This is a genomic window from Synechococcus sp. PCC 6312 (assembly GCF_000316685.1).
GTDB lineage: Bacteria > Cyanobacteriota > Cyanobacteriia > Thermosynechococcales > Thermosynechococcaceae > Pseudocalidococcus.
Genome location: NC_019680.1, coordinates 333,144 through 355,695 on the forward strand (window position 1 = coordinate 333,144; position 22,552 = coordinate 355,695).

Sequence of the window (22,552 nt, forward strand, 5' to 3'; positions counted from 1 at the left end):
CCCGTAAGAGGCATCGGTTTAGAGGGGGGTAGAGGTTTTGACGGCCGCATTGGCTTCTCGAAACAGTCCCGTCGCAATCCGAAAAAGTTCCTGGCCAGTGTGGAGATAGGAGTCATCAAAATTCAGCGTAAAGGTATAAAGGTCTTCCAGGCCATCGTCAATTTGATTCAAACAATAGTAGAGGTTCAGGGCGATGGCTCCGGCTCGGGCTGGATTGGGACAGGCCTGGAGACGGCTACGGGCAGCACTCAAGAGGGTGGTACTTTTGCCGAGGTAGCCTTGGAACTCCTCCAACAGGACATCATCAAAGGGGTCGGCGGCCAGTTGATCAATTTGTTCTTGGAGGGGTCGAATAATATTACGGATAATTTTACTGACGGGTTCATAAACGTTGCGCAGCCAGAGGGCAAAGTCCGTATCTTTCTGGCGGGCCTGATGATAATTTTCGGTGGAAATATTAACAGCTACCCCAACGGCACGGGAGCTAATCACCAACCGCTGTTGATCATAGGCCTGGCGTTGGGCCGGATCCCCCAAGACCTCATAGGCAAAATTAATCCGCAGCATTTGCTCATGGCTATGGTTCGACTGGTTATTCGTATCGGGGTGAAATTGTTTGACTAAGCGGCGATAGGCCTGCTTAATCTCGCGCTGGCTCGCAGTTGGGAGAAGCTCCAAGATGGTGTAATGATCAGGCAATGACATTGATTCGGTAGTGGGGGTGAGGACAGTTTAATTTTTCCCAGGCCCTAGGATAGACCAGTTTAGCAATCTGAGTGGGATAATAAACCCGCCCCTGCCGCAACATCATTCTGAAATCACCATGCAGCAACTCACAACCCAAGTTTTAGTCGTTGGTGGGGGAACCGGGGGCACAGCCGCTGCCATTCAAGCTGCCCGAGCCGGAGTTGAGATAATCTTGGTCAGTGAATTTAATTGGTTGGGGGGAATGTTAACCGCTGCTGGGGTCGCTGCACCCGATGGCAATGAATTAGAGGCTTGGCAAACGGGGCTGTGGGGAGCGTTTATTAAAGAAGTCCAAAAGCGGCAACCTGTGGATCAGGCCTGGGTCAGTTTTTTTACCTACAGTCCGGTAGTAGGGGCGCAGATTTTTGCCGAGTGGGTGCAGGCCTTACCGAATCTCAGGTGGATTTCTGGCTACATTCCCCAGTCCGTTAACCGCGTCGGTAATCGCATTGTCGGAGTCGAATTTGCCCCCGCGGATCGCTATCAGTTACCTCAACCCCAAAATCAACTCCCGCCCCTGAATATCCAGGCTCAGATCACCATTGACGGAACAGAACTGGGGGATTTGTTGGCATTAGGCGATATTCCTCATCGCTGGGGTTGGGATTGGCGAGAATCTTGGTCTGAGCCGAGCGCGCCGCCGATACCCAATCAAATCACCGCAACCTATCCTGTCCAGACCCCGACTTGGGTGGTGATGCTCCAAGACTATGGCGAAAATAAAACGGCTCCAGCCATTGCCTCCTCACCCCTCTGGGATGAAGCGAAATTTAGGGGGGCCTGGGCGGGTTATGCACCGGATTATTTTCTCAATTACGGCCGCTTACCCGGCAATCAATTCATGCTCAACTGGCCCCAAAATGGCAATGACTATGGGGTAAATTTGAACCGACTGATTGCCTCCCCCGCTGCCCGTGAAGAATTTTTCCGAGAGAGTCTTTGGCATAGCCAGGATTTTGCCCACTATATTCAACTCCATCTGGGGCAACGCTATGGCCTGGCTAGAGATGTTTTTCCCCTTGATCAACCTACCTTGGGAGGCTGCGAATTTGCCCTCTATCCCTATTTTCGAGAGAGTCGGCGGCTTATTGGCATAACGACTGTCACCGAGTTCGGGATTTTGCCCCAGGGCCAAGTTGCCCCCCTACCTGTGAATGAGCAGGGACAAATTACTTCAATTGCAGTGGGCAACTACCCCAATGATCATCACTACCCAGGTTTTGAATTTAAATTGGCTCCAAAATCCATTCGCTGGGGCGGTCGTTGGACAGGAACTCCCTTTACTATTCCCTTGGGGGCCTTGATTCCGGCCGGGATAGATGGATTTCTTTGTTGTGATAAAAATATTTCTGTTTCCCATATTGCCAATGGTGCCACTCGCTTACAACCCCTAGTCTTAAATATTGGGCAAGCTGCTGGGATGGCCGCGGCATTAGCCATTAAAATTAAAACATCATTAGCCGAACTCAAAATTGAACAACTCCAATGGGCACTCCTCAAAGACCCCCAGGCCCCGGCCGCAATCATTCCCTTTTATAATCTCCCTCCAGATCATCCCGAATGGTTTATCGCCCAACTCAATGTTTTACGGCAAGCAGACCCCTATCCAACGTCCGGTTATGCCCCACTCCAACCGCCGTTCCTTAACCCAGATCTCAGCCAAATTCCCATCTTTACCGGCCACATGACCCAAGCCGAAAACCAAACCTATCAACTCACCCTAGAGTCCGGCCAGGCCTGGAGTTTAGTCACCTTAAATTCCGAAATGGATCAACAGCTAAAGACCCTCCATTTAGGTCAAAAAGTGACTGTATTCGGGCAATCTAACCTGAGTGGAAACTGGATTCGAGTTATTGCCTTAGAAACCTAAATCATGGCGGTCCGGAATCACATGAGGTTTGAAACTGATTTAATAACCAGGCTCCAACCTCTGATGACTGGGTTTCCTGATTGCGGCGAAGAGCTTCTTCTAATACGCCTACACTCAACCCAGGTAAAACATTTGATGTCCTGATGGCCCAACTGCCTTGATCGGCGATCTTGTAAACAGTAATCTCTAAATTCTGGACATCTACAACCCAATATTCGGCAACACCTAAACTTTCATATAAAGCCCGTTTTATGCCTAGATCATCTAAGAGTGAGCTTTTAGCAATCTCAATCACTAAATTAGGGGCTGGAAACTGGTTTAAATCAATAATTCCTGTGCCTGAAGGTATAGCCTGATTTAATTCCCCCACATATACTGAAATATCTGGTTGACAACTTGCTACCCCCGTTTTTCGATAAGTGCAATTAGGCAAGACTTCCAATGTCACCCGCTGAGTAATCCCCCACAAACCCACAGCTAGAGACATAACATAGTCATTTTTAGAGTGGTCGTAACTAACAGGGGGCATTTCTAACCTCATGTGGCCTTTGAAATAATATCCCCACGTTTTGTCATGGGTTGGCTGCTCCAGCAGTTGGCAATAATTGTCCCAAGATGTTTTGACCCAACTATCCCCAAGGGTTTGAATAGTTACGGCGGGTTGAATTGAGGTTTGGGTCATGGTAAAAAGCTCCAAAGGACGCGAGCCAACTCTTATGTCCCTAACTTATCCTGAAAAATTGTGATTTCCAGATTTTTATCATCCCGGACGACTAAGGAGCGTTTGACTTGGCCCAGTACTAAGGGTTGGGAAATGCTAGGTTGCGGGTGGGTGACAGTCCGGGCCTGGATCAAGAGTTCATTGCGACCTACACCTAACCGACCGGGAGAAAACAAATCACTAGCGGCTTGACGGAGAGTGGCTTCCAGTTCTGTGGCTGTAATGGTTGAAGGGACAGCAATCGTGGCCAGATTTGCGCCATTATCAAACACCAAACTATAGCGGACGGCTCCCGGAATTTGGGTATGGGTCAGGGGCACGATACTCAGGGCAAATAGTCCCGCCGTTAAGACAATCATGAATCCAGTTGAACCCACCAGCCGAAACCGAAACCCCCACTTAAACAAAAAGCCCAGGCCGGCTAAACCTGCTATCCCTAAAGTCAACCAGGCCGACCACTGCCCATAGGCCAAAAATGCGTCTGGGGTAAACATTAATCACTATCCTCATTGCTGATAAATTCTGGGGCGGCGGCGGTAATAGGTTGCTCCAATGCGGCTCGGAGGGTATGCCAACTCAGGGTTGCACATTTAATTCGTACCGGAAATTGGGCCACCCCTTGCATCACATTTAATTTACGCAGTTCTTGGGGAAATTCAAATTCACCCTTCATCATGGCCTGGAATTGCTCCACCATCCTGTTGGCCTGGTCAATGGTTTTACCCCGCAGAGCATCAGCCATTAAGTCCACCGAAGCCATGGCAATTGCACAACCTTCCCCTTCAAACTGGACATCGGTAATCTGGGTCTGGTCAGGGGAGAGTTGGACGGTTAGCTCAATGGTGTCTCCACAGGATGGATTATGTCCCCGTTGTTGTCGGTCAACTGGCTCAGTCCGGCCCCGATGGCGTGGCTTTTTGTAATGCTCAAGAATAACCTGCTGATAAAGCGTGCGTAAATTGTCCAAAGACATTGTGGTAGTGGGCAATTCCCAAATGAAACAATCGTTAACACTTATAGCGTTACCCATTTTGGGTTCAATACTTCCTAGCTTAATCCTTGCACGGTTGCTTTCACCTGCAACATTTTTGTGAGTCTGGGGATTGAGGTTAATCTATATCTAGAATGTTGCGCTTCTAGCAACCCCAATCAAGGTTAGGATTTCAGCCGATCATTGCCCCAGGCCTGGAAATTTTAAGATGCACAAACCTAACTTTACCGCAAGAAAACAAAGATGGTACGGTAAAAATGCCCCCCATGAGCACCTCCTTTATGAGTAACGGGTATCAACCGCAACAAGCCTCCGATAAAAACTTGGAAGCCATGCGTAAGTTTGCGGAAACCTATGCCAAGCGCACGGGTACTTATTTTTGCGTGGATTTGGGGACAACAGCGGTGGTGCTGGAGGGCCTGGCCAAACATAAGGATGACTACGGCTCTCCTTTATGCCCTTGCCGCCATTATGACGATAAGGAAGCCGAGGTAGCTGCGGTTTATTGGAACTGTCCCTGTGTACCGATGCGGGAACGCAAAGAATGCCACTGTATGTTGTTTTTGACCCCAGACAATCCCTTTGTGGGCCCCGCTCAAGAAATCAGCTTTGACCAAATCCGTGAGGAAACCAATCGTTATTCGGTCAGTGAATGAGCTATCCCCTCAGGTTTGGCAGGCTGTTTTGGAGTTTAACCAGGGCGAGTTCTATGCCTGCCATGACACCTTAGAAGCCCTTTGGGCAGAGGCCCGTGAACCGGAGCGAACCTTTTTTCAGGGGATTCTCCAGTTAGCGGTTGCCTGTTACCACCTCCAGAACCAGAATCAACGGGGGGCAGTTCTCCTCTTGGCCGGGGGCTGTCGGCGGTTAAACCAGTATTGGCCTGCTTATGGTTGGGTAGATGTGGCTTCACTTGTTGAACAAGCCCAGGCCCTGTTGGAGTGTTTACAAACTAACCAGCCCCCCCAGGCCTGGCCAAAGCTGCACATTGTAACCTTGGCCCCCATATCCCCTAGCGTTGGCGTTGATGATGGTTTTGACGGCGAATGATCCAATAGCTGATGGTGACAGCCAAAATACTCACGGCCAAGCCGACTAATTTAGGAATGGTCTCCGGTTGATCAATATTCAAAATAATGATTTTTCGGGCAATGGCAATTAAAGCTGTCACAATAACTAATTCAACGATTTGGGCAGAAACATCCGTCCGCAGGTAAGCCGTAATATTTTCTAGAATTTCCAAGGCCACTAAAACATTGAGAAATAAACCAAAAATTCGCACTAAATCGGTTGTAAATTGCCAATAGGGGGGAGTGAGTAGCTCTGTTAAGATGAACTGGCCAACATCAGTAATGGCCGCAATAATAACCACAATCATCCCTAAGGCTAAAATTCGCGAGGCTAGACCTTCAACTCGTTTTAATGCCTTCAGAAACTTCTCGTCACTAACCGCAAGCTCGACAATGAATTGCCCCAACGCCGTCAACCAAGACATAGAAACTAACCTGAGGTTTAGACTGGCCCAAGCCTATGCCCATGCTACCAGGCCTGGTAACTTAAACATCAAAATAAATCCCTCAAAGACTTCTCGCCATCCAGAAATCTTTAAGGGCAGAACTTAGTTCTTAAAAAAGGCCCTAAAAAAGGGTTGAAATAGTTAGATTAAGCTTACTTTTGCGTGGCCACTGCAACCACTTTTGCAAAGGCATCTGGGTCAAGAATCGCCAATTGGGATAACATTTTCCGGTTAAGCTCGATGTCGGCCTGCTTCAACTGGCCAATCAATTGGCTGTAGCTGACACCATGAAGCCTGGCTGCCGCATTGATCCGGGCAATCCACAACCGCCGGAAGTCCCGTTTGCGCCGCCGCCGGTCGCGATAGGCATTACAAAGTGCTTTCATCACCACTTGGTTAGCGGCCCGAAATAGTTTGGAGTGCGCGCCGCGGAAGCCTTTCGCTAACTTGAGAATTTTTTTGCGCCGTTTGCGGGCGACATTGCCCCGTTTTACCCTAGCCATACCGTAAAAATCCTTAAATGTGCTGCAAAATTACCGATCGTCTTGAAAAAATTTTTTGTCGACACCAAGACCGTTTATTGAGGTGCTTACAGGTAGGGCAACATCAACGTCACCCGTTCCCCATCCCGCTCATCCACAACAGCCATTTGGGAGAGGCGATTTTTCCGATCGGAGCCTTTGTGCTCTAAGAGGTGATTCTTATTAGCTTTCCGGCGGATCCACTTACCACTTCCGGTGGCTCGAAATCGTTTGGCGGCGGCGCGGCGGGTCTTAAGTTTTGGCATCACTAGCCCCTATTTTACTATTTCAACACAGTCCTCTAGTATATGATCCTGACCAAGCAACTGGCAAGAACGAGGCCAAGTATGGAATTAGAGTTTATTCCTGTTGATGAATTTTATTTTGCAATCACCTTGGCAATGCGAACCTTGGCTGAATTTGGCGACCAACAGCTTGTCTCTGCGGTTCACCAGCAGTTGCAGACCCGCTTTGGCCAGGCCTCGACCGTTGCCTCTGGACATCAAAACACCTTTAACTATGTCTTTCGGGTGCACAATTACGACAACAGCCCGGCGGATCAACTGATTGTTTCCATTGCTGACTGGCATGACAAGATTCGCCTCAGTACGGATTATGGTTGGACGTTAGATGACCATCGCAAGCCCATCCGCAGCGACAAGTTTAGCCAGCGTCAAGCATTCTCCCCAATCCTGAAGTCCCATCTCCAGGCCTGGCTCGACTTACCGACAACCTTTCTGGAGGGTTCTCCCGAACATGGCTAAGGCCCCACTATTTCTCCAAAGCCAGGGATAGCGAGGTTAAACTGATCAATAGAGTCCTTTTGTAACGAATCATACGCACGTGAAATCAGCAAGAACGCGTCATCAACGGTTGACAGGCTTTGGTTTTGGGAAACTCGCTCTGGTGGTAGCTCTGGGGATGATCAATGTCCCGGCTGCTTTGGCTCAGGCCCGGAGTAGTGAAGTTTCCTACAGTCAGTTTCTCCAAGATATTAAACAGGGCAAGGTCGCTAAAGTTGATATTTACCCCGAACAGAACCTGGCGAAGTTTCATCTGAAAGGACAAAAAGACTCTAATCCGCCCCAGGAAGTCGTCTTATTTGATCGCAATTCTGAACTCGTTGAACTCCTCCGCCGCTCAAAAGCTGACTTCACCGTTGTCCCCACCAGCAGCGATAGTGCCGTCATTGGCTTGGTTTCTAATCTGATGCTGGGCTTTTTTCTTTTAGTTTTATTTCTGCTGATCATGAGACGAACGGCTAATGCACCGGGGGGGCCTGGACAGATTCTTAATTTTGGTAAGTCCCGAGCCCGCTTTCAGATGGAAGCTGAGACAGGGGTGGGCTTTAACGATGTGGCCGGGATTGAGGAAGCCAAAGAGGAACTCCAAGAAGTGGTCACCTTTTTGAAAAAACCTGAAAAATTTACTGCCGTGGGGGCGCGGATTCCCAAGGGGGTGTTGCTGATTGGACCGCCGGGAACTGGGAAAACTCTTCTCGCCAAAGCCATTGCCGGGGAAGCGGGAGTCCCCTTTTTCTCGATTTCTGGTTCGGAATTTGTGGAAATGTTTGTCGGGGTGGGGGCCTCGCGGGTACGGGATTTATTCAAAAAAGCGAAAGAAAGCGCGCCCTGCCTGGTGTTTATTGATGAAATTGACGCGGTTGGTCGGCAGCGGGGAGCCGGGATTGGTGGGGGCAATGATGAGCGAGAACAAACTCTGAATCAACTGCTGACAGAAATGGATGGCTTTGAAGGCAATACTGGCATTATTGTGATTGCCGCCACGAATCGCCCCGATGTCTTGGATTCTGCCCTCCTCCGTCCCGGCCGATTTGATCGCCAAGTCACCGTAGATTTACCCACCTTTAACGGCCGCCTCCAAATCTTAGGCGTTCATGCCCGTGGCAAAAAGGTGGATGAAGAAGTTTCCCTTGAGGTTGTGGCTCGGCGCACACCTGGTTTTTCCGGTGCAGAACTAGCAAATCTCCTCAATGAAGCGGCCATTCTCACCGCCCGGCGCCGCAAGCCAGCCATCACCAATGTCGAAATTGAAGATGCCATTGACCGCGTTACCATTGGCATGACCTTAACCCCGCTTCTGAACAGCAAGAAAAAATGGTTGATTGCCTATCATGAGGTCGGGCACGCGTTGTTGATGACCCTTCTTAAACATACGGATCCCCTCAATAAAGTCACGATTATTCCCCGCTCCGGTGGTGTCGGTGGCTTTGCCCAACAGGTGTTTGATGAGGAACGGGTCGATAGTGGTCTTTACAGCCGGGCCTGGTTATTAGATCAAATTACGATCCTCTTGGGGGGACGGGCTGCCGAAGTCGAGATTTTTGGCGAGTCAGAAGTCACGATTGGCGCAAGTAGTGATTTACGGGCTGTGGCTAACTTGGCGCGGGAAATGGTAACCCGCTATGGAATGTCGGATTTAGGACATTTGGCCTTGGAAGCCCCAGGCCATGAGGTCTTTTTAGGACGAGATTTAATGCCGCGCTCCGAATATTCGGAAGAAGTAGCTGTCCAAATTGATCGGCAAGTCCGGCAAATTGTCACCCATTGCTATGATGTGGCCCGCAAGTTGATCCGTGAACATCGCCAGGCCATGGATCGTCTAGTGGAACTCTTGCTGGAAAAAGAAACCATTGAAGGGGATGAATTTCGGAAACTAGTCCGTCAACATACCACCCTTCCAGTGAAGGAGCCAGCGGCTTTAGTGGTGGCCACATCGGCTAAGTAAGGCAAATGGGGGATGTTGTTGGCTTGGCGACAAAACCGTTATTTTCCCTACATAGCGTGGATGTACTTAGGTGGTGTGGCTCCCTTTTCCAAGAAATTCTGGAAATCTTGCCCTTAGTAGCATATTTATTTTTTAGTTTCCGGACTTTCTTTGGCATTTCCTAAAAACAAGCTATAGTACTTTCAATTAAGAAGTAAAGATGAAAAGTCAATGCCGTACAGCATGGATTTGCGCACCCGAGTCGTGACCTTTGTAAAAGAGGGTGGCAGCAAAGCAGAGGCAGCTCGTCGGTTTCAGGTGTGTCCGGCAACGGTCTATAACTGGTTGAACCGAGAGGATTTACGTCCCACCGTTGTCAAACGTCGTCAGCGCAAGCTCGATTGGGCGGTTCTAGAACAGCACGTTAAAGACCACCCCAATGCCCGCCTCTGTGACCGAGCAGCCCATTTCGGGGTGAACATTCACGCCATTTGGTATGCCCTGAAGCAGATGAAAATTACCCGAAAAAAAACAGCAAAAGTATCGAGAACGCAATCCTCAGGAACGTCAAGTCTATCTCAAGCAATTACAGGAGATTGTGAAGCGACAGGGGTCGAGACATCTCGTTTACATCGATGAAAGTGGCTTTGACAACCGAGTCTCTCAACCCTGGGGGTGGGCCCAACGAGGCACCAAGCTTTTTGCAGACAGAACCGGAAAACGAGAAAAACGGGAAAATCTACTCATGGCCAGATGCAAAGATGCTCTATTAGCCCCCATGGTAGTTGAGGGAAGCGTTGATGCCGGATGTTTTGAGAAATGGCTGTCTGAGTGGGTATTACCGACCCTCCAAGTCCCGTCCGTGTTGATTTTAGACAATGCCCCGATTCACCGGAAAAATGTGATTCGAGACATTGCCCACCAATGCGCGCATCAGGTGCTCTTCCTACCCAAATACTCGCCAGACTTTAACAAGATTGAGCACGATTTTGCTGCCTTGAAGAAACGAAGACAGTATGCAACGCCAGACACCGCCATTGATGACATTATTCGAGACTATGCCAACCGCAATCTCTAAGACTTATTTGTAATTACTATATCTATCTATTGCAACCGCTAAACCGTTGACTTAACCTGGGGTACATCATCCCCAATGATTTGACTTCACTGAAAGATAAAATTTCACTAGGATTTTGAGGCCCTGGGCCTTTGAATTGCTAGTCTGGGAAAGCACGGTTAGATCCCTACTGCGAGGCCTGGCTTGAATACCCTGTTTCAGAACCTAGAAACCGAACTGAGTCAGATTGTTGTTGGTCAAACCGGGATCATCCACGGTCTCTTAGTCGCTCTTTTAGCTGAGGGCCATGTCATTCTTGAAGGTGTTCCCGGAACTGCCAAAACACTGCTGGTTAAATTACTCTCCCGTCTGATTGCCGCTGATTTTCGCCGGATTCAACTCACGCCAGATGTGCTACCTGCCGATGTCTTGGGAACCAGTATTTTTGATCTGAACAGCCGGACATTTCGTCTGCGCAAAGGGCCCATCTTCACCCAAGTTCTCTTAGCCGATGAAATCAACCGTACCCCACCGAAGACCCAAGCAGCTCTCTTAGAAGCCATGGAGGAGCGGCAAGTCACCTTAGATGGCACGACCATTCCCCTCTCACCTCTGTTCTGGACAGTGGCCACTCAAAACCCCTTGGAATTTGAAGGCACTTATCCCTTGCCTGAGGCTCAATTAGATCGCTTCCTGTTTAAATTGGTTGTGGATTACCCCCCTGCCAGTGCCGAGAAACAAATGCTGGTCAATGCTCTTGGTGGTTTTGAAGCACGGAACTTAGATAGTTTAGCCCTAGAACCCATTATCACCGTTGAACAAGTTTTGACCGCACGCACCCAGGCCCGGCAAGTGAAAGTGGAACCCCCAGTTCAAGACTATTTGTTGGCCATCATTCAAGCGAGTCGGCAACAGGGAAATTTACTTTTGGGTGCGTCCCCGCGGGCGGCTGTAGGGTGGTTGAGAGCGGCTCAGGCCCAGGCCTGGTTAGAAGATCGTGATTTTGTTACTCCCGATGATATTAAAGCCCTAGCAAAACCCCTGCTGCAACATCGCCTCATTCTCCGGCCGGAATCGCAACTGGATGGGACAACCCTAGATCAAGTGATTACAGCGTTGCTGAGTCGGATTTCTGTGCCACGTTAGATTAGACACAGTGTTAGAAGGCTGGCTCGATGAGTGAACAAGAATTTCAAAGTAAGGTTCTAACCCAACTAGATCGAATTGAGCAGCGGATGGATACCTTAGAAACTCGCCTTGATACGATTGATAGTGACGTGGAAAAGTCAAATCTACGCTTAGATAATCTTTTAGGTAGTTTAACGACCGCATTAGTGGCAACGGTTATTTCGGCAAGTTTACTCATTCTCGCCCGCAATGCCTTTGAGTTTTGGTTGGCTTATCACCCGCCAATGGTCTCCGGTTCCTAACTTAAACGAATTGGCCTCACCCCATGACTACGATTGCCGTCCCACCGCCTCAATCCAGACCCAAAACCCCGCCACAACCATCTGCAAACCCCAGATTAGTGAAATACTCAGCCTGGATTCCGACAACCCGGTTTTATGTTTATTTAGGCTTAGGGCTAGTCATTCCAGTTATTATTTCTCTTCTCCCCGGCCCGGATGCTCCCCCTCGCACGGGTCAAGATTTAGTCACCGATATTTTGTGGTTTTTGGTTGGGGATTGGCGGAATTTACTCGGATTGGGCTTACTGGTTGTTTATAACTTGGTGCTTTTAGGCCTGGGAATTTGGGATTTTCGCCGGAGCCTGGCCTGGGCAGTTGACATCCAGCGTACCTGTGAACCGCGCTTATCCATTGGTCGAAATAATACAATTACCTTAACCGTTATCTCCCGTCATTCCCGGTTCCCAACCAAAGAAACTACCGCGATCCTCGTTGATCATTTGCCCCTAGGCTTAGAACCCCCAAACCAATATTTTGAGCCAGGCCTGGGGTATGCCCAACCGCATCATGATGACCATCAGTTTGAATTTCTTCTCAAAGCTGGCCAGCAAACCCGCTTAACCTACAGTGTTTTTCCGGGCAGACGGGGTGAATTTACCTGGCCAGGCCTGGTGGTGCGAATTAGAAGTCCTTGGGGCCTGGCCTGGTGGCATCGCCTGATTCCTGTGACGACAAAAGTGGATGTTTATCCTGATTTAATCGGTTTGCGGGCCTTATCCGTGCGCTTAAGTCTGGAGGCCAGTGGGAGTTTACGGCGGCGGCGACACGCTTTGGGGGGAACAGAATTTGCCGAATTGCGAGATTACTATTTAGGCGATGATCTCCGGATGATGGATTGGAAAGCCACTGCCCGCCGCGGCCGTCCCTTAGTCCGGGTCATGGAACCAGAACGGGATCAACCCCTGATTATTTTGCTAGATCGAGGACGATTAATGACGGCGCAAGTGGCCGGGTTAAAACGCTTTGACTGGGCCTTGAACGCAGCCTTGGCACTGGCGATGACGGGCTTACGACGCGGAGATCGGGTGGGGGTGGCAGTCTTTGATCAAGGTCTCTATCGCTGGATTGCTCCCCAGGCCGGAGATTCCCATTTAGGACAAATCTTGGCCCAAATTTATCATGTTGAACCGGTCATGAAGGAGTCGGATTACATCGGCACTGTGAGTACCTTGCTGGGACAATACACCCGCCGGGCCTTGGTTGTGATGTTGACGGAAATCATTGATGAAACTGCATCGGGGGAACTCTTGGCCGCCATGACCCGCTTAACCCCAAGATTTTTGCCTTTTTGTGTCACATTTCGGGATCCCTTGGTTGATCGCCTCTCCCACCAATCCCTAGGGGAAAAACTGACTTCATTCCAGGCCTTGGATACCCTCTATGACCAGGCCGTGGCCCTAGATTTACTCCAACAACGCCAGCGAGCCTTTGCCAAGGTGAAACAGCAAGGAGTTCTCGTCCTCGATGCTCCGGCCCCCCAACTCAGTGAAGCTCTAGTGGATCAATATCTATTACTCAAAGCTCGCGGTCGTCTTTAGCCATCCATTACAGGGGCAGAAGGGACGGCAACGGTTCTGCATCTTGGAATAGGGGCGTACTTAGGTAGCGTTCGCCAAAACTCGGCTGCACCATGACAATCAGTTTGCCAGCATTTTCGGGCCGTTTACCGACTTGAATCGCGGCATAGAGAGCTGCCCCTGAGGAAATCCCGGAGAGGAGTCCTTCTTCCCGGGCTAGTCGCCGCCCAAAGTGAATGGCCTGGTCATCACTCACTTGAATCACTTCGTCAATCAGTTCTGTTTGCAAAATTGGCGGAATAAAGCCAGCCCCAATGCCTTGAATTTTATGGGGGCCGGGGCGACCACCCGAGAGGACGGGACTATTGGCCGGTTCAACCGCGATGGCCTGGAAAGAGGGCTTACGGGCTTTGAGCGCACTGGCCACGCCGGTAATGGTTCCCCCTGTCCCCACCCCGGAAATCAGAATATCCACCAGGCCATCGGTATCTTGCCAAATTTCTTCAGCGGTGGTCTCCCGGTGAATTTTGGGGTTAGCCGGATTACTGAACTGTTGCAACATAAACGTATTGGGCAAAGAATCGACAATTTTTTGGGCCCGTTGAATACAGCCACTCATCCCTTCAATGCCGGGGGTTAATTCCAGTTCTGCCCCATAGGCCCGCAACATCGCCCGCCGTTCTGAACTCATGGTTTCTGGCATCGTCAAAATCAGGCGATATCCCTTGGCTGCGGCCACCATTGAAAGGGCAATGCCGGTATTTCCTGAGGTAGGTTCAACAAGAACAGTCTTACCGGGGGTAATTTTGCCTTGGGCCTCAGCTTCTAAAATCATGCTAATCCCAATCCGATCCTTAACTGAGGCGGCCGGGTTCATGCTTTCCAATTTGACAACAATTCTGGCTTGACACCCTTCAGCTTGCGGAATCCGGTTGAGTTGAACGAGGGGTGTGCGGCCAATCAGAGCGGTAATGTCGGAAGCAATATTCATGGGAGATTCTCTTGCGGTAAGACGGGGGCCTGGAAACCCTTTATCCGTAATTTTCGTATAAATCATGGCCTGGCGGGAGATTTTGGCTCAGGCTTTGGAAGTAGGGTTAGTACTGATCTCGCATTCCTCGCAGTCTCGTAAAGGTTTGGAGAGTTGAAGTCGCCTGGACAGCTTGTTGTAATTCCAGTTGTTCACAGCGCAGGAAGGGATTAGTTTGTTTTTCCAGGCCCAGGCCTGTGGGAATCGTCGCTTCTTGGTGTTGGCGGACGAGGAAGGTGCTGCGATAGCGGTCTTGTAAAATCAGGTTATCGGGATCTACGGTGAGGGCAAATTCAATATTTTTGAGGGTATATTCATGGGCGCACCAAACTCGGGTGTGATCCGGTAATTGTCGGATACGTTGGAGTGAGTCCCAGAGTTGAGCTGGACTGCCTTCCTTGAGCCGGCCACAGCCACAGCCAAAGAGGGTATCCCCACAAAATAACTCCCCGGGTTGATTGGCCTGGGGTAGCAGATAGTAGGCTAAATGGCCGGCTGTATGGCCGGGTACGGCAAGAACGTCTATGGAATGACCACCAAACTCTAAAATTTCTCCCCCCTCTAAAAAAACAGTTTGGCCAGGAATTCGCCCCCGATCCACCGCTGAACCAAAGATTTCCACCTGGGGATAACGCGCTTGCAGGGTGGGGATGCCATCAATATGATCCCAGTGGTGGTGGGTGATGAAGATGTGGGTTAACTCAGCGTTGAGGTGTTGGAGCTTTTCGAGTACAGGTTGGCTATCTCCCGGATCAATCACAGCCGCAGTTTGGTTAAGCGGATCATGCCAGAGGAAGACATAGTTATCACGGAAGATCGGGACGCAGTAAATAATCGGGGCCGGGGAAGATTGCACAGATTAAAGCCTCAGCAGCCAAAGACTAACCCTATCCGGATTTTAACGAGACTCACTGGGGTTTGGGATGGCCGGTAGAGATTGGGCTGATAATTAAGGAAGTTGCGCTCTGGGGAGTAAATCATGCAGCCTGTTGATGTGACAACCCTGATCGCGGTTTCCCAAGAATTAACGCAAACATGGCTCCCAGCCCGGCTGGAATTGGTCTATCAACTAGATCGGTATACTATTTTCTTGGGCTTGCGAACCTTAGAGCAAAAGGGCTGGCTGACGATCTCTTGGCATCCCCAGGCCGCACGCATTCATCTTGGCTCTCCTCCCCCCCGCCAACCGGATACCTTTACCTTTAGTCAGCAATTGCAGCACCAACTCACTGGCCTGGCTTTAATTCAACTGGTGGCAATTGACCCTTGGGAACGGGTTTTAGATTTACAGTTTGCCCGCCGACCCGGAGATGATCCCCTCTGGCATCTGTATTTAGAGATTATGGGGAAATATAGCAATGTAGTCTTAGTCAATCACGCTGGGGAAATTGTCACCGCTGCCCATCAGGTGAGTTCCCAACAGTCCCGGCTCCGTCCAATCCAAACCGGCCAACCCTACCAGGCCCCGCCCCCCTTAACCACAGCCATTCCGACTCTGACAGAATCATTTCAGCAATGGCAAAACCGCCTCAGTTTAGTCCCTGGGGCCATTGATAAACTACTGCTGACCTGTTACCGGGGCCTAAGTTCTGCCTTGGTTCGCCAACTCTTAGACCAGGCCCAATGTCCAGTTAATCTGAGCAGCGATCACCTTTCAACCGACCAATGGCAACGTCTTTTTACGGCTTGGCAGGCCTGGTTAGGGATTATAGAGTCTGGGGCCTGGGAACCAGGATGGCGAGAGTCCGGGTACACGGTGTTGGGTTGGGGCATTACCGCCACGACTGCCAGTATTTCCGAGTTACTCGAGACCTACTATGGAGATTATCTGCAACACCAGGCCTGGCAAAACCTCCGACAGCACCTCCAGCAAAAACTCCAACATCTTTTGGGTAAACTCCAGTCAAAAGCCAGGGATTTTCAGACCCGTCTAGGAACAGCCGCCGCGGCCCATACCTATCTCCACCAGGCCAACCTCCTGAATACCTATCGGCATCAATGGCAACCGGGCTTAAAAAACTTGACCGTGACCGACTTTGAAACCAACCAACCCCTTACCATTCCCCTCGATCCGGAGCGCCAGATCAGCGACAATGTGGAATCTCTTTATAAACGCTACAAAAAACTCAAGCGGGCCGAAGAGAGTATTCAACCCCTCTTGAAAGCGACAAAACAGGAAATTGCCTATTTATCCCAAGTTGCCGCCGCCGTGACCCAATGTGATAGCTATCGCGATGCCACGGATCTAGAAACCCTTGAAGAAATTCGCGACGAACTGATTGAACAAAAGTATTTATCGCCCCCAGACTATCGCCGCCCCCTTAAGCCTGGCCTGGATTTTCTCCGATTTACAACGCCTAGTGGTTGGGATGTGCTGATCGGTCGGAATAATCGCCAAAATGATCACCTCACGTTTCGCCTGGCCAGTCCCTACGATTTGTGGTTCCATACTCAGGAAATTCCTGGTAGTCATGTTCTGTTACGCCTCGAGGCCGGTATGCAGCCCAGTGATAAGGATTTACAATATGTGGCCAATCTTGCCGCCTATTACAGCCAGGCCCGTCACACCAGTCAAGTTCCCGTTGTTTATACGGATCCCAAGCACGTTTACAAACCCAAGGGAATGCCCCCCGGCCTGGTGATTTATAAGCAGGAAACGATCCTGTGGGCTTACCCCAGTCACGTGATATTCGTTCACTAATTTATAAACTTTATTTAAGTTTCTTGAAGTTTCTTTGCGTTTCTTAAGGCTGCTTAAATCCACCTTGGCCATTTCCAGAGCCAGCCACTATAGTTAGGCATATCTAAGATTTGGCCTTTCCTGCATTCGAGTCGCTTTTTCAGGCTCTCGGACGATAGGATTCTCTCTCACTTTTCCTCACAACCCGACCAAGCCCATAGCCTCGGCTAAAACCCACTTCAGTTAACCGACAGTTTATTGATTAAGTTGTCGAGACTGTAGATTTTAAGTTTTATTCCTGGCCTGGGCCGTCCGGCTCTGATTTATTCTGTTTTTGATAGTTCTCTGAAGTTAGACCCGTGTTTTTTGGAGGAATGTCTCTCATGTTGCGCTTTATTACTCACCATTGGCAAACCGTTGGACTTTGGCTGATTTTTTACAGTGTCCTAGCAGTATCCCTCAGTTTTTTTACCCATACACAACTGGATATTATGCAAAATCGTGGCCATGATTCCCAACCATTCCGATCCCTACCCCGTCTTGGATTTTAAGCAATTGATAGGATCCGTTAATTCTCCTCAGGCCTGGGGACTTCCATCTCGAAACGCCAGCAGTTGTCCAGGCTCCATTTTTGTCCAGGTTTCATCATCCGTCAGAGGTGTTGTTGCAATCACGGCTACCCGATCCTGAGGGCGAGTTAATTCCCGAAAATCCACCGTCAAATCGGCATCAATTAAATGGGCCGCCCGGAATGGAGCCTCTCGCACCACATAACTAAGTTGAGTTGAACAGTAGGCCCAGAAATCATCCCCATCGGACAAAAGGTAATTAAATGGGCCAAAGGGAGCAAGTTGGGCGGTCATCGCTTGTAATGCTGAATTTAACTGCCCCAGGCCTGGTTTACCCTCAGGGAAATTTTTCTGTAAGAATTCCAGAATCAAACAAAATGCTAATTCACTGTCTGTCTCGCCAATGGGTTGAAACAGGGGGCCGGGTTGCAAGGAACATCCTTCTAAATTGCCATTATGAGCAAAAACCCAATAACGACCCCAGAGTGGGCGGCGGAACGGATGACAATTTTCTAAGGCAATTGCCCCTTGAGTGGCTTTCCGAATATGGGCAATCACATGGGTGGAATGAATCGGGTAGTGCTGTACCAAGGCGGCAATGGGAGAGGTGATCGCCGGTTGCTCATCCACAAACAAACGACAGCCACGTCCCTCAAAAAAGGCAATCCCCCAACCATCTCGATGCTCATCTGTTTGACCCCCTCGGGCCGCAAATCCTTGAAATGAAAAGCAAATATCGGTCGGAACATTACAATTCATGCCTAAAAGCTGGCACATGGGAATCCAGAATCTAAATTCTCAGCATTATGACATCATTACCCAATTCTAACTAAGTCGTTTGCACCCCCCTGGGTAACTCTAAGGTGTCATCAATTTTGCTGCCATCATGATAAGCCGCCAACAGGACATCACAGGTTTTGCCCCAGGCCAGATTTCCCCGCCGATCAATGCCAATGGCCCCAAAATCTCGATTGCGAGAGGCTGCTTCTTGAAAGGATTTTTGAAAGGCCGTTGATAAGCTCATGCCATCAGTTACCCGCACCACAATCCGGGCTGCTAAGCATTCATCGATAATGTCCTCGCCAATCCCCGTACAACTCACTGCCGCAAACTCGTTGGCATAATTTCCCGCGGGCATGGCCGAATCACTCACCCGCCCAATCCGCTCAAACCCTTTTCCCCCCGTTGACGTGGCCACGGCTAACTGCCCCAGTTGATCTAAGACCACCACCCCAATGGTCCCCCGCCCAGCCTCAGCTACCACATTGGCCATCGTCCGCTCAAAATTCCCCGCCCGTTCGGCAACCCACTCGTTTAAGCGTAAATCTGTCATTGGGTTATAAATCGGGATGTTTAACTCTCGGGCCAATTCTGCCGCCCCTACATCGGACAAGACCCGGTCATCCTGGGATTGCAAAAATTCAGCCAAGTCAATCGGGTTTTTCAGCCGTGAGACATTGATCACCCCACTCAAGCGTTGCCGGGCCCCATCCATCAGCGCGGCACTCATGCGAATTTGCCCATCGGACTGCAATACCGAGCCTGTACCCGCATTAAACCGGGGCCGATCCTCCAAGAGCCGACAACCAAACACCGCCGCCGAAATTGCCTGTTCCCCGGCCTGGAGACGGGCATAAATTTGATAAACAATCCCGCGCAGATCTTCCCGCACAGATTCCAAGCCGCCTTTATCCTGTAACGAACTACCGGCCCCACCGTGGATGATTAGTTTTGGCTGCACCACAATGCCCTCACTTGGTTGCGTCTCTTTAGATTTCTTCGCTTTTCGATTATCCCAGGCCAAGATGAACAAAGTTTTGTAACGATTTGCAACAATATTGCCGTTTTGCCGCCGATTTTCCTTGACACCCTCAGGAACTCCTGTCTAAACTGGCATCCATAGCTCGGGGACATTACAACTGGTTCTTTATGGAAGACAAGCAAAAAGCCACGTTATACCTTTCGTCCGACTTGCACAAGCAGCTAAAAGTTACTGCGGCCGTCCAGCAGGAAAATATGTCTGATTTGGCAGAACGGGCCATTAGCTTTTATCTGTGTCATCCCGAGGTTGTGGCTGAAGTCGAAGCTCAGGAGTTTGGGGCGACCCATCGAGTTTATGCTTGTCCTGAATGTGCTACGGCTGTTGTGATGCGTGGTGATCAATTAGTTTCCCTGATCAATCAACCCACTGTTCTCGATGATGCTCATTTGACTGTTCCCGCATTACAAAATGAACTCGTGGCGGCCCGTTAGGTCATACAGGCTCAAACCACAGCAAGTTTTTTAGTTACAGTTCCTTGAATTTCTCTAACTTCTCGTTCAGTTAACTGGCGGGCGATGCTTCCCTATCTAATTTTTAGTTAAAAGTATTGTTTTTGTCCTTTCGTGGCCTGGTAACAGGGGGTGATTTTCAAAATGCGTGAAGAACTTAGCATCCTGATCCAGGCCCAGTACCCTTTGATCTATCTGCTGACATCAGAAGAAGAACGGGCCGAACAAACCATTGCCGAAATTGCTCACCTTTCCGATCAACCCCATCGTCATCACCGGAAAGTCTATATCTGGACCGTCACCCACGGTGTCGTTGAATATGGCCAGCCCCGCAACGTCAGCCATCACAACACCGTCTCCCCAGAAGCCGCCATTCAATGGGTCGTCCATCAACGGGAACCGGGAATCTATGTCTTCAAGGATATTCACCCCTTTATTGACTCGCCCCCAGTGACTCGCTCCCTCAGAGATGCTGTAGCTAGTTTCAAAGGGACTCAAAAAACCCTCATTCTCATGTCTCCCGAAGCGGCCCAACGCATCCCAGTAGAGCTAGAAAAAGAAATTGCCGTTGTGGATTATCCCCTCCCCAGCATTACTGATTTAGATGGAGTCCTCGAATCCCAATTAGACGGAACCAAGTCCAAAAAACTCCAGGCTGAAACACGGGAAAAACTGGTTAAAGCGGCCCTGGGATTGACCCTCGATGAAGCTCAAAAAGTTTATCGCAAAGCCAAAGTCACCGCCGGCCGCCTGACCGAAGATGAAGTTGAAATTGTCCTCTCTGAGAAAAAGCAACTCATCCGCCGCAACGGGATTTTGGAATACATCGAAGTGGATGAAACCATTGATTCCGTGGGTGGTTTAGAGGAAATGAAGGTTTGGCTTCAGCAGCGGGCCAATGCCTTCTCGGAAAAAGCGCGGGACTATGGTTTACCTCAGCCAAAAGGAATGTTAATCCTGGGAGTTCCGGGCTGTGGAAAATCCTTAATTGCCAAAACTACCTCCCGCCTTTGGGGTTTACCTTTACTGCGATTGGATATGGGCCGGGTCTATGACGGGTCTATGGTGGGTCGCTCGGAAGCCAATCTCCGCAATGCCTTGAAAACCGCTGAATCCATTTCTCCGGCGATCTTATTTATTGATGAAATGGATAAAGCCTTTGCCGGTGGTGCGGGGTCGGCGGATTCCGATGGGGGAACCTCTAGCCGAATTTTTGGCTCGTTCCTAACCTGGATGCAAGAGAAAAATTCTCCCGTCTTCGTCTTAGCAACCGCCAACCGTGTGGAAAAATTACCCGGTGAGTTTCTCCGCAAAGGTCGGTTTGATGAAATTTTCTTTGTCGATTTACCCAACGCCGAAGAACGCCAAGATATTTTTCGGATTCACTTGTCGAAGCGGCGGCGGGAAATTGAGAGATTTGATTTGGAACAGTTGGCCCAGGTGTGCGATGGCTTTTCTGGGGCCGAAATTGAACAGGCCATTGTGGCGGCGATGTATGAGGCCTTTGCCCAGGGGCGGGAATTTACCCAACTCGATATTATTGCTACCAGCCGCGCCACCCAACCCCTATCCAAAACCATGCAGGAACAGGTCACGGCCCTCCGAGATTGGGCCCGGCAACGTGCGCGACCGGCTGCAGCTTCCGTGGCGGAATATCAACGCCTGGAGTTTTAACAAGCTTGCTTCTGTTATGTGACGGAAGAAAGACCCCACCGTAAGGGTTTGTCCAACATAAATTACGGTCATTCAGTCCCAATGATGTTTGTCTTGTATTTTTGTCTCAATCTGGAGGAATTTCCCCATGTCTCACTTCAGCACCTTACGCACCAAAATCACCGATGCCGAAATCCTCAAGTCTTCTTTACGGGATTTAGGGATTGCCGTGAAAACTGAAGCCGATGTGCGCGGGTACAACGGTCAACGGGTGCGCTCGGATATCGTGGCCGTCTTGGAAGGCGAATACGATCTCGGTTGGTCTCGCAATGCCGATGGTAGCTTTGACTTGATTGCTGATCTTTGGGGTGTGGCTAAAAAACACAACCAAACTGAGTTGATCAACTCCATCAATCAGAAGTATGCGATCAACAAAACCTTAGCCGAAGTCAAACGGCCTGGCCTGCAAAACGCCAACGTTAAATTGGTCGTTCACGGCTAAGTTATCCGTCCTCGTCAAGCGTTTCCCAAATGATGCGGGCTGGCTCTGGTGTTAGGGTCAGTCCTTTTTCATGGCTGGTGGCGAAAAGTTTGTCGTCCTTACACAGGGAATTACAGGCCCGTGGCAGAACGTCCTTGTTTGGGTAAGCGGATAAAGACAAAATAGCCCAGATAAAGAACATAAATCACCAGGGCCACAACTGCAAAGAAGCCGAGGGTTCCGGGTTTGGCCTGGGCATGGAACATAGCTTTGAACATCAATGGGGGTTGTAACCAGGCCTGGCAGGCAGTGCGCCTAATCGCCCCAGGAATAAAGGCACAATCTAAAAATACAGCTTGCCCCAATGCTGCCAAAATACAGTAGATGGTTACCCCCCAACGCCAACTATTAAATACCAGGCCAAGGGTATCCCGCCGATCCGCGACCTCTTCGTTTAAGTCCACCCAAAACCATAAACTGAGGGGAATCAAAATTAACGCCGCAAACCCACTCACATAACTGACCGGCCATTGGGCAATCATCAGATAGACGGTTATTGCTAATAAACTGGCGATCCGCCAATAAATAATTAATAACTGGGTAATGGCCTGGGCATTTTGAATCACGGCCCACAGGAGCAACCCCAACGGCAACACCACTGTGAACAAGACCGCTAAACGAAAATCCATCCAAACAAGTTTTTGCAGCAGTTCTAAGGTCATAAGATTTGGG

At 49.8% G+C, this 22,552-nt stretch carries 25 protein-coding genes and 1 pseudogene; 14 read left to right on the forward strand and 12 right to left on the reverse strand.

Annotated features, from left to right (window positions below; translation table 11 throughout):
* Positions 1–18 precede the first annotated feature (18 nt).
* The gene (locus SYN6312_RS01555; RefSeq protein ID WP_015123101.1) at positions 19–705 is read right to left on the reverse strand and encodes a J domain-containing protein; all 687 of its coding nucleotides are present in this window, start codon (positions 703–705) and stop codon (positions 19–21) included.
* A gap of 118 nt (positions 706–823) precedes the next feature.
* Here SYN6312_RS01555 and SYN6312_RS01560 point away from each other — a divergent pair, with 118 nt between their 5' ends.
* A complete protein-coding gene (locus SYN6312_RS01560; RefSeq protein ID WP_015123102.1) occupies positions 824–2,617 on the forward strand; it encodes an FAD-dependent oxidoreductase in 1,794 nt (597 codons plus the stop codon).
* Between the two features lies 1 nt (position 2,618).
* Here the strand turns inward: SYN6312_RS01560 and SYN6312_RS01565 are convergent, their stop codons facing one another.
* The 3 genes from SYN6312_RS01565 to sufU are packed head-to-tail and all read right to left on the reverse strand — an operon-like array spanning position 2,619 to position 4,311.
* On the reverse strand, positions 2,619–3,299 hold the full coding sequence (locus SYN6312_RS01565; RefSeq protein ID WP_015123103.1) for a Uma2 family endonuclease: 681 nt from the start codon (positions 3,297–3,299) through the stop codon (positions 2,619–2,621).
* Between the two features lie 32 nt (positions 3,300–3,331).
* On the reverse strand, positions 3,332–3,832 hold the full coding sequence (locus SYN6312_RS01570; protein ID WP_015123104.1) for a Ycf51 family protein: 501 nt from the start codon (positions 3,830–3,832) through the stop codon (positions 3,332–3,334).
* Positions 3,832–4,311, reverse strand: a complete 480-nt coding sequence (gene sufU / locus SYN6312_RS01575) for a Fe-S cluster assembly sulfur transfer protein SufU (RefSeq protein ID WP_015123105.1) — start codon at positions 4,309–4,311, stop codon at positions 3,832–3,834. Before sufU ends, SYN6312_RS01570 begins: the two co-directional genes overlap by 1 nt.
* A gap of 284 nt (positions 4,312–4,595) precedes the next feature.
* Between sufU and SYN6312_RS01580 the strand changes: the two genes are divergently transcribed.
* Positions 4,596–4,985 carry a ferredoxin thioredoxin reductase catalytic beta subunit gene (locus SYN6312_RS01580; protein WP_253276447.1) on the forward strand — a complete coding sequence of 130 codons (390 nt, stop codon included), beginning with the start codon at positions 4,596–4,598 and terminating at the stop codon, positions 4,983–4,985.
* Positions 4,951–5,379: a DUF309 domain-containing protein gene (locus tag SYN6312_RS01585; protein WP_253276395.1), complete on the forward strand. Its 429-nt coding sequence runs from the start codon at positions 4,951–4,953 to the stop codon at positions 5,377–5,379. Before SYN6312_RS01580 ends, SYN6312_RS01585 begins: the two co-directional genes overlap by 35 nt.
* Here the strand turns inward: SYN6312_RS01585 and SYN6312_RS01590 are convergent.
* The 3 genes from SYN6312_RS01590 to rpmI form a co-directional block, all read right to left on the reverse strand.
* Positions 5,342–5,824 (reverse strand): phosphate-starvation-inducible PsiE family protein, encoded by a 483-nt coding sequence (locus tag SYN6312_RS01590; protein WP_015123108.1) that lies wholly within the window; start codon positions 5,822–5,824, stop codon positions 5,342–5,344. The two genes, SYN6312_RS01585 and SYN6312_RS01590, sit on opposite strands and share 38 nt — an antisense overlap.
* 173 nt (positions 5,825–5,997) lie before the next feature.
* Positions 5,998–6,348 carry a 50S ribosomal protein L20 gene (gene rplT, locus SYN6312_RS01595; protein ID WP_015123109.1) on the reverse strand — a complete coding sequence of 117 codons (351 nt, stop codon included), beginning with the start codon at positions 6,346–6,348 and terminating at the stop codon, positions 5,998–6,000.
* A gap of 86 nt (positions 6,349–6,434) precedes the next feature.
* Positions 6,435–6,632, reverse strand: a complete 198-nt coding sequence (rpmI, locus tag SYN6312_RS01600) for a 50S ribosomal protein L35 (protein ID WP_015123110.1) — start codon at positions 6,630–6,632, stop codon at positions 6,435–6,437.
* Positions 6,633–6,713: 81 nt separating this feature from the next.
* On the opposite strand from rpmI, the gene SYN6312_RS01605 reads away from it, so the two are divergent.
* The 6 genes and pseudogenes from SYN6312_RS01605 to SYN6312_RS01635 all read left to right on the forward strand — a co-directional run bounded on the left by SYN6312_RS01605 (position 6,714) and on the right by SYN6312_RS01635 (position 13,157).
* Entirely contained in the window at positions 6,714–7,130 is a 417-nt protein-coding gene (locus tag SYN6312_RS01605; protein ID WP_015123111.1) for a hypothetical protein, read from the forward strand.
* A gap of 79 nt (positions 7,131–7,209) precedes the next feature.
* Positions 7,210–9,114 carry an ATP-dependent zinc metalloprotease FtsH gene (gene ftsH, locus SYN6312_RS01610; RefSeq protein WP_015123112.1) on the forward strand — a complete coding sequence of 635 codons (1,905 nt, stop codon included), beginning with the start codon at positions 7,210–7,212 and terminating at the stop codon, positions 9,112–9,114.
* 210 nt (positions 9,115–9,324) lie between these two features.
* Positions 9,325–10,171 (forward strand): annotated as a pseudogene (locus tag SYN6312_RS19260) (IS630 family transposase).
* A gap of 183 nt (positions 10,172–10,354) precedes the next feature.
* Positions 10,355–11,296 (forward strand): MoxR family ATPase, encoded by a 942-nt coding sequence (locus SYN6312_RS01625; RefSeq protein WP_015123113.1) that lies wholly within the window; start codon positions 10,355–10,357, stop codon positions 11,294–11,296.
* Positions 11,297–11,325: 29 nt separating this feature from the next.
* The gene (locus SYN6312_RS01630; RefSeq protein ID WP_015123114.1) at positions 11,326–11,580 is read left to right on the forward strand and encodes a hypothetical protein; all 255 of its coding nucleotides are present in this window, start codon (positions 11,326–11,328) and stop codon (positions 11,578–11,580) included.
* Between the two features lie 23 nt (positions 11,581–11,603).
* On the forward strand, positions 11,604–13,157 hold the full coding sequence (locus SYN6312_RS01635; RefSeq protein ID WP_015123115.1) for a DUF58 domain-containing protein: 1,554 nt from the start codon (positions 11,604–11,606) through the stop codon (positions 13,155–13,157).
* A 7-nt stretch (positions 13,158–13,164) separates the two neighbouring features.
* On the opposite strand, the gene cysK is transcribed toward SYN6312_RS01635, so the two are convergent.
* Together cysK and gloB are read right to left on the reverse strand one after the other, a co-directional pair.
* Positions 13,165–14,127 (reverse strand): cysteine synthase A, encoded by a 963-nt coding sequence (gene cysK, locus SYN6312_RS01640; RefSeq protein ID WP_015123116.1) that lies wholly within the window; start codon positions 14,125–14,127, stop codon positions 13,165–13,167.
* A gap of 106 nt (positions 14,128–14,233) precedes the next feature.
* On the reverse strand, positions 14,234–15,022 hold the full coding sequence (gloB, locus tag SYN6312_RS01645) for a hydroxyacylglutathione hydrolase (protein WP_015123117.1): 789 nt from the start codon (positions 15,020–15,022) through the stop codon (positions 14,234–14,236).
* A gap of 123 nt (positions 15,023–15,145) precedes the next feature.
* Between gloB and SYN6312_RS01650 the strand changes: the two genes are divergently transcribed.
* Together SYN6312_RS01650 and SYN6312_RS19630 are read left to right on the forward strand one after the other, a co-directional pair.
* Positions 15,146–16,867: an NFACT family protein gene (locus SYN6312_RS01650; RefSeq protein WP_015123118.1), complete on the forward strand. Its 1,722-nt coding sequence runs from the start codon at positions 15,146–15,148 to the stop codon at positions 16,865–16,867.
* 362 nt (positions 16,868–17,229) lie between these two features.
* A complete protein-coding gene (locus SYN6312_RS19630; RefSeq protein WP_015123119.1) occupies positions 17,230–17,397 on the forward strand; it encodes a hypothetical protein in 168 nt (55 codons plus the stop codon).
* 27 nt (positions 17,398–17,424) lie between these two features.
* Here SYN6312_RS19630 and SYN6312_RS01655 read toward each other — a convergent pair whose 3' ends face one another.
* Positions 17,425–18,192: a class II glutamine amidotransferase gene (locus SYN6312_RS01655; protein WP_015123120.1), complete on the reverse strand. Its 768-nt coding sequence runs from the start codon at positions 18,190–18,192 to the stop codon at positions 17,425–17,427.
* Between the two features lie 52 nt (positions 18,193–18,244).
* Complete coding sequence (locus SYN6312_RS01660) at positions 18,245–19,156, reverse strand: isoaspartyl peptidase/L-asparaginase (RefSeq protein WP_172636029.1); 912 nt, start codon at positions 19,154–19,156, stop codon at positions 18,245–18,247.
* 188 nt (positions 19,157–19,344) lie between these two features.
* Between SYN6312_RS01660 and SYN6312_RS01665 the strand changes: the two genes are divergently transcribed.
* From SYN6312_RS01665 to SYN6312_RS01675, 3 genes are all read left to right on the forward strand, one after another.
* Positions 19,345–19,668 (forward strand): hypothetical protein, encoded by a 324-nt coding sequence (locus SYN6312_RS01665; RefSeq protein ID WP_015123122.1) that lies wholly within the window; start codon positions 19,345–19,347, stop codon positions 19,666–19,668.
* Between the two features lie 162 nt (positions 19,669–19,830).
* A complete protein-coding gene (locus SYN6312_RS01670; RefSeq protein ID WP_015123123.1) occupies positions 19,831–21,360 on the forward strand; it encodes an AAA family ATPase in 1,530 nt (509 codons plus the stop codon).
* A gap of 127 nt (positions 21,361–21,487) precedes the next feature.
* Positions 21,488–21,841 carry a DUF1257 domain-containing protein gene (locus SYN6312_RS01675; RefSeq protein WP_015123124.1) on the forward strand — a complete coding sequence of 118 codons (354 nt, stop codon included), beginning with the start codon at positions 21,488–21,490 and terminating at the stop codon, positions 21,839–21,841.
* A 110-nt stretch (positions 21,842–21,951) separates the two neighbouring features.
* Here SYN6312_RS01675 and SYN6312_RS01680 read toward each other — a convergent pair whose 3' ends face one another.
* Positions 21,952–22,542 carry a DUF3177 family protein gene (locus SYN6312_RS01680; protein ID WP_015123125.1) on the reverse strand — a complete coding sequence of 197 codons (591 nt, stop codon included), beginning with the start codon at positions 22,540–22,542 and terminating at the stop codon, positions 21,952–21,954.
* Positions 22,543–22,552: the final 10 nt, after the last annotated feature.